This window comes from Chryseobacterium sp. SIMBA_028 (assembly GCF_046535285.1).
Taxonomy (GTDB): Bacteria; Bacteroidota; Bacteroidia; order Flavobacteriales; family Weeksellaceae; genus Chryseobacterium.
In genome coordinates, this window is the sequence record NZ_JAWRWZ010000011.1 from 230,188 (window position 1) to 241,689 (window position 11,502).

Below are 11,502 nucleotides of genomic sequence, written 5' to 3' on the forward strand. Positions count from 1 at the left end.
AATGGAAAGATCATTCTCTTTCCCACATCTCTACAAAAAACTCCCGAAGATATTTTCAGGAGTTTTTGTTTTTATTTTTTTGAAATTCTATACAATTTTCCACTGTCTGTAACAGCGTATAAATTACCATCCAATCCGTTCAGTACATCCCTAAAGCGCTCATTTTGATCTGTCAGAAGACGTTCCTCACCTACAACCTTATTATCTTTCATTACGATTCTGTTAATATGCTCACCGCTTAAGCAGCCAATGAAAAGATTTCCTTTCCATTCATCAATATTTCCGGTGTAGAAAGTAACCCCGCTAGGAGATATTACAGGATCCCAGTAATAAACCGGTTGCTCCGTACCTTTTTTCTGAGTAATCCCTTGTCCTACTTTATCTCCGGAATATTCAATCCCATAGGTTACATCTCCCCAACCATAATTTTTTCCAGGCTCAATAAGATTAATTTCATCTCCACCTCTGGGACCCATTTCAACATCCCAAAGATTCCCGTTGGGATCTATCGCCAAACCTTGAGGATTTCGGACTCCATAAGCATAAATTTCAGGCTTATATCCTTGTCTGCCCACAAATGGATTACCCGGTGCCGGCATTCCTTCCTTTGTAATCTTGATTATTTTGCCTAAGTAATTATCTGTTTTTTGAGCATATACACGAGTTTCCTTATCTGACCTTTCTCCCGTACTTACAAACAAGTTTCCATCTTTATCAAAAACCAGTCTGCTCCCATAGTGCTTGTCTCCATCATAGGAAGGTTCTGCACGGAAAATTACCTTTACCTCTGCAATAGTTTTAAGATCTGCAGAAAGCTTCCCTTTGGCCACAGAAGTTAAATTTCCATTACCAAATGGTTCTGAAAAACTGAAATAAATAATATTATTCGTCTTGAAATCAGGATCAAGTGCTACATCGAGCATTCCTCCCTGGCCTTTGGAGTCTACCTTTGGAAATCCATCAATTTTAGAAACCTGCTTTCCGTCTTTTGAAACAACATTCATGGAACCTCTTTTATCCGTAATAAGAAAACTATCATCCGGTAAATTGATAATTCCCCAAGGTTTTCCCAGCTCTTTGTTCAATACCTCTACTTGATAAGCTGTAGTTGTTTTCACTGCCTTAATTCTTGTCTGTCCCTTGAATGCGGGTTCGTATTCAGAATTAGGTCTTTCTGTTTCAACACTGCCGTCATTTCCAATTTGCTGTGCATTGGCATGGTTCTTTTGGCATGAAGATAAAATCAAAAAAACGCTCATTGCCGGAATATAAAATTGACTGATTTTCATAACATTATGATTAGATGATCTAAAATGAATGGAAAAATAATGCCATAAAATTTGTGTAGTTAAATTTCTATTCTACCCCTATAGAACAAATTACAATATTATAGAATGAAAGAGATTAAACAAGCCGATTCTGAAAAGAAACAAAGTTGATGTACCCTAATTATTTCTTTCGTATTTTTGTTGTATACATTCTTTTCTTATGGATTTTAAGCTTCAATCAGAATATAAACCTACAGGGGATCAGCCTCTAGCCATCGAAAAACTTACTGAGGGAATAGAGATTGGTGAAAAGTACCAGACTCTTCTTGGGGTAACAGGATCCGGAAAAACCTTTACCGTAGCGAATGTTGTTCAAAATGTTCAACGTCCCACCTTGGTTTTGGCTCATAATAAAACTTTGGCTGCACAGCTTTTTATGGAGTTTAAAGAATTCTTTCCGGAAAATGCTGTAGAATATTTTGTCAGTTACTATGATTACTATCAGCCGGAGGCCTATATTGCAACAACAGGAACCTATATTGAAAAAGACCTGAGCATCAATGAAGAGGTTGAAAAGCTGCGTCTTTCTGCAACAGCCAGTCTTCTTTCAGGGAGAAGAGATGTATTGATTGTAGCTTCTGTTTCATGTATTTATGGTATTGGAAATCCAACGGAGTTCCATAAGTCCTTAATTTCCATTGCCATTGGAGACAAGGTAACAAGAACAGCGCTTCTTCATTCTTTGGTTAATGCTTTATATGCAAGAACATTAAATGAATTTCAAAGAGGTACATTCCGGGTAAAAGGAGATGTAATTGATGTTTTTCCTGCTTATGCAGATAATGCTATCAGAGTTCAGTTCTTTGGAGACGAGATTGAGAAAATACAAAGCTTTGATCCTGTAACAGGAAATGTAGACTCCAGTTTTGATCAGATACAGATTTACCCTGCTAATCTTTTCGTAACATCAAAGGATACATTAAATGGAGCTATTAAGCATATTCAGGACGATATGCTAAAGCAGGTTGATTTCTTCAGCTCTATCGGAAAGCCTCTGGAAGCCAAAAGACTTCAGGAAAGAACCGAACTGGACCTTGAGATGATCAAAGAGCTGGGATATTGTTCAGGAATTGAGAATTATTCAAGATATCTTGATGGCCGACTTCCGGGGACAAGACCTTTCTGTCTGATTGATTATTTCCCAAAGGATTTCTTGATGGTGATTGATGAAAGCCATGTAACGGTACCTCAGGTTCATGCCATGTACGGTGGAGACCGAAGCCGAAAGGAATCGTTGGTAGAATACGGCTTCAGACTTCCTGCAGCAATGGATAACAGGCCTTTAAAATTTGAGGAGTTTGAAGGAATACAAAATCAGGTAATTTATGTTTCCGCTACCCCCGCTGATTATGAACTGGAAAAAACCGGAGGAGCCTATATTGAGCAGATCATTCGTCCCACAGGATTATTGGATCCTATCATTGAGGTAAGACCTTCTTTGAACCAGATTGATGATTTAATGGAAGAAATTCAAAAGAGATCTGATGCTGACGAAAGGGTTTTAGTGACTACCTTAACGAAGAAAATGGCTGAAGAGCTTACCAAGTACTTTGTAAAATTCGGAATCAGAACAAGATATATCCATTCTGACGTAGAAACTCTGGAACGTATTCAAATCATGCAGGATTTACGTTTAGGACTTTTTGATGTATTGATTGGGGTAAATTTATTACGAGAAGGGTTGGATCTACCAGAAGTTTCACTAGTTGCTATTTTGGATGCTGACAAGGAGGGAATGTTGAGAAGCCGAAGATCAATGATTCAGACAGTGGGACGTGCGGCAAGAAATATTAATGGAAAAGCCATCATGTATGCGGACAAGATTACCAAATCTATGCAGGCAACACTGGACGAAACGGAATACAGGCGTGCCAAGCAGATGCAGTATAATGAAGATCATAACCAGAAGCCACAAGCCTTAAATAAAAAGATATCCGAAAACCTTGTTGGAAGAAGCAAAGACTTCCCGGATGAAAAATACACTCAAAAGGAAATTATGCAAAAAGTAGCAGAAGCCAAGGCTACCTATGCGGGTGAAGATATTGAAAAAATGATTGAGCAGAAGCAAAAAGAAATGGAAGCAGCGGCTAAAAGTCTTGACTTTATAAAAGCGGCTAAATTAAGGGATGAAATTGCAGCCCTAAAAGCTTAATTGATCTTATAAATGAGTTATGGCGGCTTCTTCGAAGCCGCCATAACTGTATCTTTTAAAAATGATCTGTTTTATTTTTACAAGCCATTTCTTACGGATGCCCTGATTGGAGCTAACAGATCCATCAAACCATTTAATTTGATTTCATAAACTGTTGCCAGCTGCATTCCCAATTTTCCTTTAGGCATTCCGTTGCGATGAAACCATTCAAGGTAGCTAATCGGAAGATCAACCAATATCGTGCCCTCATATTTTCCAAATGGCATTTTAAAAACACAAATTTCCTTTAATATTTCCGGATTTATTCCCTCCACGTTTATCTAATTAAATTAATCTATTTTCTATATTTTCATCATTGGGTAATTCCAGATCGGGGTGAGCATTTTTGTCCGAAAACTCATTCCTGTACACCTGTATCAAAAGAAGAGTAAGCGAAATCAGAATAGGACCGAAAATAAGCCCCATAAAGCCAAATAGATTCATTCCCATGATAATTCCGAATACTGTATTGAGAGGGTGAATATTCTCCAATTTCTTCAGAAGAGTAAAACGAAGCAGATTATCCGTAAGTCCTACCACCACCACACAATAAATAGCCAAACCTACTCCTTGTACAGTATTTCCCTCTGCGATCATAAAGATACAGACCGGGACATAAATGATTGCCGTCCCAACAACAGGAATAACCGATGCTGCAGCCGTTAAAGCAAAAAGAAGGATAGCTCCCGGGGCTCCGAATATAAGATAGCCTATAAGTGCTACAATCCCCTGCCCAACTGCAACAACAGGAATCCCAATAGCATTGGCCATAATCAGCTTCCTCATTTTATCGCCAATTAATGAAATGTTGGATCTCTTTAATGGTGCGGAAGTAGTGAGGATTCTTTCAAATAACCTTGGTTTATCCAGCATAAAGTAAAGAATAAAATACATGGACATCACCACGGTAAGGGTATTGAAAGTCCCACTAACTGCTGAAGTTGAAAATTTACCTACAGAATCTTTCAGTTTGTTCATATTTTCCTTACTCAGAATATCAAACCCTGTCTTTGAATAGATATAGGAATGTATCTTATCTAAAAACACATTAAACTTAGCCATATAGGCTTGTGCATTTCCTAATTTATCAATGATAAGGTCTGCAATAAAATAAATCGGTAAAATCAGAACAATAAGACTTGCAAACATTAAAGTAAATGCAGCAAGAGAAGATTTCCATTTTTTTTCTTCCTGGAGATAAAAGTTATACTTTCGGCAAACAACATAAATGGTAATAGCCCCTAAAACCGATGGAATAAATAAGGCCAGATTAAAGCAGATCAATCCTGCCAATATCAAAATAATGGCCAGCAGGGCGACTTGCTTTATGGCAACACTGCTTATCTGATTATCTTTATTCATCGCGTATGTTTTTATATTTTATTGTTGTTTAAACATTATTTGTCTTGGCTTTCCAAGGTACGCACAATACGTGGAATACATGACAATCATAATAAACGGAGCCGTTACAATAAGTCCGATTCCACAAAGAATGATTCCTGCACCAGAAATTAACAATCCCAAAAGACTTGTTACCAGGAAAGTTCCATAATTTTCTTTTGCAATATTGAATGATCTGCTTAACGCATCCATAGCTGATGCATTTTCGAATAATAAAATAGGATACCCTAACAATAGGAAAGGATAAACAAATAGAAAAGGTAAAAAGCAAAGCCCCATTGCAATAGAGGAAATAATCCCTGAAATAAAGCTATAGATCAATATATTAACTAGATTCTGACGATATCCAATAAACAGGTCAGAGAATTCAATTGGATTTTTTGTATTGAACTTATTTACCATATAAATTAAACCTACATACAAAGGAGTCAGTAAGAGTAAAAAAAGGCTGGAGAAAGTCATATACGATGAAAAACCAGGAGTTTCCCAATATCTGAAATTTGAGTAATCCCCTGAGGATTGCATTTCCTCCATTATGGCAGCAGAATTAAATCCGGTAACCGCTTGAATGATAAATCCACCCGCTATATAAATTATCATGGCAACAATGGCATAACCAAATATTCCTTTATACATTTCAAAGGCATGCGAAATAATTGATCCCGTTTCCCTGTTTGGGACAGAACCTTGCTGATCAAATTCGTTAAATTCAGACATAGTTTAAATATTTTATGATTTTACCAAATTTAACTTTTTTTGATAAAAAAACACATTAAACACTGCTGAAATTTACTTTTTCTCAGAAAAAACTGTTTTATATAGGGAATAGATCATGGCATTCCAGAAAGGAAATGTAAATAATCCTCCTATTAAAAACAAAGTGAACCCCAAATACTTAAATAGGACCGCTACAAATACACACACCATTATTTCTATAAAGTACATCTTGAGTGCCTTAAAGTTTAAAGAAATTGCTTCGAAGATTCTTTTATCGGTAAAAAACATCAATGGTGCTACAAATACAGTCATTGCAACCCAAATCACAGCCAATAGCACCGTAGGAACTGTCAGTCTGTAGATCATAAACCAGAAAAGGTAATAGCCCAGATACTTAAAAAAATTGAGTCCGTTGTATCCTACAAACAGGTCTCCCAGTACAATCTTTTCCTGAAGATCAAGTTTTCTGAAGATTTGAAACAATCCAAGATTTAAAGGATATAGAAATGCTGTAGTCCCCCAGATTGCCAATGTAAACATTTGATAGTTTTCTGTGGCACTTAATTGGGATATTTTTTCCATATAGGCTTTCGTCCCTTCGTTAAGCGCTTCTGCTAACACTTGATTTTGTTCCCATATTTCATATTTGACTCCGAAGAAATATAGGGAAGTAAGAAATATTCCAAAAAAGATTATTGAAAACATCAACTGGAAAACTAATGTTTTATTCCAATAATAAAAAGCCTGCTTCAATATAAAATCTATTCCCGGTTTCTGAGGATATTTGCTCTGCATCATAAAAATTTTATGCAAAAGTAAACATCAATAATTATTTTTGCTGAATGTTTTCAGTGAATCATCAAAAATTTATAGAAATGGACGAACTTTCTCTTAGGAAGGTTCCCTATTTTTTCGTTATCGATTTCCTTTTAGAAAATGTCGAAATCTATCAGGAAAATGAAATTAAAAAATCAGGCTTAATCATTGATTTTCAGAACTTTTCAACCATAGAGAAAGTTCCTGAATTAAATAAAAAAATAGCATGGAAATCATTTCCGGAGACTTTAGAAAGCTTCAAAAAAGGCTTTGATAAAGTTCAAAAAAATATTCGCCTGGGAAATTCATATCTTGTAAATTATACCCGGAAAACTGAAATTGAGACCAATTTGGCGCTAAAAGAAATTTTTTATCACTCCGAAGCCAAGTATAAGGTTTTTTATAAAGATTTTTTTGTATTTTTTTCTCCTGAAACTTTTGTGAAGATTATAGACAACAAAATCTTAACCTATCCCATGAAGGGTACCATTGATGCCTCGCTGGAAAATGCAGCTGAGATTTTGAAGAATGACAAAAAGGAGAAAGCAGAACATTATACCGTAGTGGACCTCCTTCGCAATGATTTGAGCATGGTGGCAGATGATGTACACGTTGAGCAATTTCAGCAAATTGACTTCATCAAAACGAGGCAAAAGGATCTCTACGCGATGAGTTCTGAAATTTCAGGAATTGTAAAGCCTGAATTTGACGGAAAAGTAGGAAGTATTATGCAAAAGCTTCTTCCTGCCGGTTCTATTTTGGGCGCTCCCAAACCCAAAACCCTGGAAATAATTCTGGATGCAGAAGGATATGACAGAGGATACTATACGGGAGTTTGTGGCTGGTTTGACGGTAAAAACGTAGACAGCTGTGTAATGATACGCTTTATAGAAAAAGAGGGGGGTAAACTCTATTTCAAAAGCGGAGGCGGTATAACGCACATGAGTAAATTAGAAGACGAATATCAGGAAATGAAAAATAAAATCTATGTCCCAATTCATTGAAAGCATTAAAGTAGAAGATCAGGAAATTTTTCTATTAGAACTCCATCAAAAACGTGTCAATCAAACATTTTCCAATTTTGGAAAAGAAGATTCTATTGACCTGTCCAAAATCTACAAAAATCTAGAACACGATGAAGACGGACTTTTTAAACTAAGAGTTTCCTATGATCTGGATAAAAGGATAAGAACTCAAATGATTCCCTATGCTATCCCCGAAATACATGACTTTCAGCTGGTAGAAAACAATAGTTTCGATTATTCTTTCAAGTTTGAAGATCGTAAGGAACTGGATAAAATGAAAATGAAGTCTAAGGCTGAGGAAATTATCATTGTAAAAAATAACCATATCACCGATACTTCATTTTCCAATCTTTTATTTTTAAAAGGCAAGGAATGGCTTACTCCCACGACTTATCTTCTAAATGGAGTGCAAAGACAACAGCTTTTAAAACAGAAAAAAATAAAAGAGGCTGAAATTACCTTACAAAATATAAAGCAATTCAGCCACTTTCAACTCATCAACGCCTTAAATGATTTTGATGATATGTTTATCTACCCTATTGACAGAATTATTAATCTGCCGGGGAATGAAGAATATCTTGATCTTTAGTTTTCTTTCATAAAGTTAAAGTAAGCTTTCTGCACATCTGCACTATTCTTTCCGTATGTATTGACTTCCAAAATTTTTGGTAGTGCATCTGGCTTGAAAAAATTCTCCAGTACTCTGTCTAACGTTAAATCATCTTCTACTCTAATGTAGGAAAACCCGAAATGTTTTGCCAAATGTTCAGCATTTTTGCGGTGCTTTGTAGCGATAAACTCATCTAGTGTATTGGGGTTTGCATTTCCTGGCCCCGGAATGATTTTAAAGATATTACCTTCTCCATTATTAAAGATGATAATCCTTACAAATGGAGGAATATATTGGTTCCAAAGACCATTGATATCATAAAAGAAGCTTAGGTCACCCGTAATCAGTAAAGTAGGATTTGCATTTTTGATCGCAAAGCCCATTGCTGTAGATGTGGAACCGTCAATTCCACTCGTTCCACGGTTACAATACATTTTTCTTTTACCAAAATCAAACAACTGTGCATATCTGATCGCGGAAGAATTGGCAAAATGGATATTATAGTTTTCAGGAACTGTTTGTGATGCTTTATTAAAAAAATAAAAATCTGAAAACTCAACGGTATTTAAAAACTGCTGATGTTTAGCATCTTTTTTATCTCTTAGTACATCCCAAAGGTTAAAATAAGGTCTAGGCTCCAGATTAATAAATTTCAATAATTTGGAGAAGAAAACTTCAGGTTTTACTTCTACTTTCTCTGTTAATGAAAAGTAGGTATCAGGCTGCCAGACTTCATCCAAATGCCAGTGCTGCTTTGGTCTCGCACTTCTAAGAAACTGTTTAACTTTTTTGGAAACCACATTCTGCCCCACTGTAATCAATAGATCCGGAGCATATTTTTTATAATCTTCTTCTGTAAAATTGAAGATATAGCGGTCTATATGTCTGAAAAACTTCTCGTGGTAAAGATTGGAATTTGCTTCACTTAGCACAACCACTGAATGGTTTTTCACCAATTGTGTCAATTGATTTTCCAATTCAGGACTATAATCTCTGGTTCCCACCAATATCATAATTCTCTGGGAGGTATGCCATTCTGCAATCAGATTGGATGGAACCTCATAATCTTTATGTCTAATCGTTTTTTCAACGGTAGGGAAGGGAGGAAGCTCTGAAACCAATTCATACAAGGGTTCTTCCAGTGGAATATTAATATGTACCGGTCCCTGCTTTTCAAAGCAAAGCTCGATAGCCTTTTTAATCGTATCAAAATTAATATCTTCTGCATTCTCCTTACTATCTTCCAAAAGCTGAAAATCCCCATAAGAGTGCTGATGAAAAACATCCTTCTGCCTGATCGTCTGACCATCAAAAATATCGACAAAATCCGTTGGCCTGTCTGCTGTAAGCACTAAAAGTGGAATATTCTGGTAAAATGCTTCTGTAACAGCAGGATAGTAATTAACTACCGCTGATCCGCTTGTACAGGTAATTGCTACCGGTTTTTTTTCACTTTTTGCCATTCCTATTGCAACGAAAGCAGCACTTCTTTCATCCACAATGCTATAACAGTTAAAACTATCCACTTCTGAAAAGTGAATCGCCAAAGGAGCATTCCTTGATCCCGGTGAAATTACAATGTCTGCAATTCCATACTGCTGAAGAAGATGTGCAAGTATTTGGATACTTCTCTTGGAAGAATATTTTTTCATACAGCAAATTTAACTTATAAATAATGATTTTAAAATCATTTAAATTAAAAAAAATGTAATTTTGCTATTCGTAAATTTCTAAAAATGGATAAAATACCTAGTGTAGACCTGCGTGATTTCCTTTCGGGCAACCCGGAACGCAAACAGAAATTTGTAAATGAAATCGGAAAAGCTTATGAAGAAATTGGTTTTGTAGCCTTAAAAGGCCACTTTCTTAATGACACCCTTGTAGATGATTTGTATGGAGAGGTAAAAAACTTTTTTGAACAACCAGTGGAAACGAAAAAGAAGTATGAAATTCCAGGCATTGGTGGACAAAGAGGTTATGTAGGATTCGGTAAAGAGACTGCAAAAGGTTTCAAAAAAGGAGACCTAAAAGAATTTTGGCACTTTGGACAATATGTGTCTGATGATTCAAAATACAAAGCTGAGTACCCAGACAATGTAATCGTTGACGAACTTCCGAAGTTCAACGAGGTAGGTAAAGAAGCATTCCAGATGCTTGAAAAAACAGGACAATATGTTCTAAGAGCATTAGCTTTACACCTTGGATTAGATGAGTTCTATTTTGACGATAAGATCGCTGAAGGAAACTCAATTCTAAGACCTATTCACTATCCGCCAATCACAGAAGAACCGGATGATGCCGTAAGGGCTGCTGCTCATGGAGACATCAACCTAATCACCCTTTTAATGGGAGCACAGGGTAAAGGTCTTCAGGTTCAAAACCACAACGGAGAATGGATTGATGCAATTGCAGAACCAGATGAATTGATGATCAATGTTGGAGATATGCTTTCAAGACATACCAACAACAAACTGAAATCAACAATCCATAGAGTGGTAAACCCGCCAAGAGAGATGTGGACCACCTCAAGGTATTCAATTCCTTTCTTTATGCACCCAATCAGTGCAATGTCTTTAAATGCTCTTGACAACTGTGTAGACGAAAACAACCCAAAATTGTATGAAGACACTACAGCAGGAGAATTCTTACATGAAAGACTTATTGAGCTGGGTTTAATTAAGAAATAATAAACTAATCTATAGTAGTCAATAATTGATCATTTGCTGGTAACAGTATGATTAATTATTGACTATTTTTTTATTCTATACTCTATACAGGGATTGTTAAAATAAGATATAAAGGAATACTTCTTCTATCTTTCATATAAATTCTTCTCTTTTCTCACTTTCTTACTTTTATTAATTTCAATAAACTTATTAGGCTTAATTAATAATATTTTGATTAATTTTATTTTATTATCAAATTTTTAATTAAATCAATATGAAAAATCTAAAGAAATTAAGAAAAGACCAATTAAAAGCTATTATTGGAGCCGGAGTTCAACTTCCTGAACCAGACTTCTGTATGTATTATTGTAATGGAACAGTAATCTGTGCTACTTGTAGTAATGATTTCAAATGCCCGGATATGAACAGTGATGTGTAAGATAGAACTAATTAGTTCCTAAAAAGACACCACTCATTCCCGAGTGGTTTTTTAATAAATCCAGTTTTATTGATAATGATTGGTAGTTCAAGTGACCTCGTAGGACAGCTGAAATTGTCTTAAATCTAAATACCAACCCTTTTACCTATCCATTCAAATATATAGCTTTAAAACAGCTTATATTCACGATTATTTAAAATACTCAGAGTTGGGGATAGTGGTATATATGCACAAAAAAAATCCTTTATCGCAATGATAAAGGATTTTAAAAATAAAATAAAAACTGGCGGCGGCCTACTCTCCCGCGTT

11 protein-coding genes are annotated in these 11,502 nt (G+C 35.7%); 5 read left to right on the forward strand and 6 right to left on the reverse strand.

The features are described from left to right. Window positions 1–71: 71 nt before the first annotated feature. Window positions 72–1,289: a PQQ-dependent sugar dehydrogenase gene (locus SCA31_RS16285; RefSeq protein ID WP_410697996.1), complete on the reverse strand. Its 1,218-nt coding sequence runs from the start codon at window positions 1,287–1,289 to the stop codon at window positions 72–74. A 199-nt stretch (window positions 1,290–1,488) separates the two neighbouring features. Between SCA31_RS16285 and uvrB the strand changes: the two genes are divergently transcribed. Further along, on the forward strand, window positions 1,489–3,480 hold the full coding sequence (gene uvrB / locus SCA31_RS16290; protein ID WP_410697997.1) for an excinuclease ABC subunit UvrB: 1,992 nt from the start codon (window positions 1,489–1,491) through the stop codon (window positions 3,478–3,480). Window positions 3,481–3,557: 77 nt separating this feature from the next. On the opposite strand, the gene SCA31_RS16295 is transcribed toward uvrB, so the two are convergent. The 4 genes from SCA31_RS16295 to SCA31_RS16310 all read right to left on the reverse strand — a co-directional run bounded on the left by SCA31_RS16295 (window position 3,558) and on the right by SCA31_RS16310 (window position 6,432). Then, entirely contained in the window at window positions 3,558–3,785 is a 228-nt protein-coding gene (locus tag SCA31_RS16295) for a DUF3820 family protein (RefSeq protein ID WP_109623520.1), read from the reverse strand. A 19-nt stretch (window positions 3,786–3,804) separates the two neighbouring features. Continuing rightward, window positions 3,805–4,881 (reverse strand): AI-2E family transporter, encoded by a 1,077-nt coding sequence (locus SCA31_RS16300; RefSeq protein WP_410697998.1) that lies wholly within the window; start codon window positions 4,879–4,881, stop codon window positions 3,805–3,807. Between the two features lie 18 nt (window positions 4,882–4,899). Then, entirely contained in the window at window positions 4,900–5,637 is a 738-nt protein-coding gene (locus SCA31_RS16305; protein WP_410697999.1) for a beta-carotene 15,15'-monooxygenase, read from the reverse strand. 72 nt (window positions 5,638–5,709) lie between these two features. Further along, window positions 5,710–6,432: a hypothetical protein gene (locus SCA31_RS16310; RefSeq protein WP_410698000.1), complete on the reverse strand. Its 723-nt coding sequence runs from the start codon at window positions 6,430–6,432 to the stop codon at window positions 5,710–5,712. A gap of 47 nt (window positions 6,433–6,479) precedes the next feature. On the opposite strand from SCA31_RS16310, the gene SCA31_RS16315 reads away from it, so the two are divergent. Beyond that, window positions 6,480–7,457: an aminodeoxychorismate synthase component I gene (locus SCA31_RS16315; RefSeq protein WP_410698001.1), complete on the forward strand. Its 978-nt coding sequence runs from the start codon at window positions 6,480–6,482 to the stop codon at window positions 7,455–7,457. Then, on the forward strand, window positions 7,441–8,067 hold the full coding sequence (locus tag SCA31_RS16320; RefSeq protein ID WP_410698003.1) for an aminotransferase class IV: 627 nt from the start codon (window positions 7,441–7,443) through the stop codon (window positions 8,065–8,067). The genes SCA31_RS16315 and SCA31_RS16320 overlap by 17 nt, the downstream gene beginning before the upstream one ends. Here the strand turns inward: SCA31_RS16320 and menD are convergent. Next, the gene (gene menD / locus SCA31_RS16325; protein WP_410698004.1) at window positions 8,064–9,740 is read right to left on the reverse strand and encodes a 2-succinyl-5-enolpyruvyl-6-hydroxy-3-cyclohexene-1-carboxylic-acid synthase; all 1,677 of its coding nucleotides are present in this window, start codon (window positions 9,738–9,740) and stop codon (window positions 8,064–8,066) included. The genes SCA31_RS16320 and menD overlap by 4 nt on opposite strands. Before the next feature lie 84 nt (window positions 9,741–9,824). Here menD and SCA31_RS16330 point away from each other — a divergent pair, with 84 nt between their 5' ends. Then, the gene (locus tag SCA31_RS16330; protein WP_410698005.1) at window positions 9,825–10,775 is read left to right on the forward strand and encodes an isopenicillin N synthase family dioxygenase; all 951 of its coding nucleotides are present in this window, start codon (window positions 9,825–9,827) and stop codon (window positions 10,773–10,775) included. 253 nt (window positions 10,776–11,028) lie between these two features. Next, complete coding sequence (locus SCA31_RS16335; protein WP_410698006.1) at window positions 11,029–11,193, forward strand: bacteriocin-like protein; 165 nt, start codon at window positions 11,029–11,031, stop codon at window positions 11,191–11,193. The last annotated feature ends 309 nt before the right edge of the window (window positions 11,194–11,502 follow it).

Bases quoted from the DNA above. Each gene is read 5' to 3' on its own strand.
- uvrB (WP_410697997.1), top strand. From the start codon at position 1,489: ATGGATTTTAAGCTTCAATCAGAATATAAACCTACAGGGGATCAGCCT.
- SCA31_RS16300 (WP_410697998.1), bottom strand. From the start codon at position 4,881: ATGAATAAAGATAATCAGATAAGCAGTGTTGCCATAAAGCAAGTCGCC.
- SCA31_RS16320 (WP_410698003.1), top strand. From the start codon at position 7,441: ATGTCCCAATTCATTGAAAGCATTAAAGTAGAAGATCAGGAAATTTTT.
- SCA31_RS16330 (WP_410698005.1), top strand. From the start codon at position 9,825: ATGGATAAAATACCTAGTGTAGACCTGCGTGATTTCCTTTCGGGCAAC.
- SCA31_RS16335 (WP_410698006.1), top strand. From the start codon at position 11,029: ATGAAAAATCTAAAGAAATTAAGAAAAGACCAATTAAAAGCTATTATT.
- SCA31_RS16310 (WP_410698000.1), bottom strand. From the start codon at position 6,432: ATGCAGAGCAAATATCCTCAGAAACCGGGAATAGATTTTATATTGAAG.
- SCA31_RS16305 (WP_410697999.1), bottom strand. From the start codon at position 5,637: ATGTCTGAATTTAACGAATTTGATCAGCAAGGTTCTGTCCCAAACAGG.
- SCA31_RS16315 (WP_410698001.1), top strand. From the start codon at position 6,480: ATGTTTTCAGTGAATCATCAAAAATTTATAGAAATGGACGAACTTTCT.
- menD (WP_410698004.1), bottom strand. From the start codon at position 9,740: ATGAAAAAATATTCTTCCAAGAGAAGTATCCAAATACTTGCACATCTT.
- SCA31_RS16285 (WP_410697996.1), bottom strand. From the start codon at position 1,289: ATGAAAATCAGTCAATTTTATATTCCGGCAATGAGCGTTTTTTTGATT.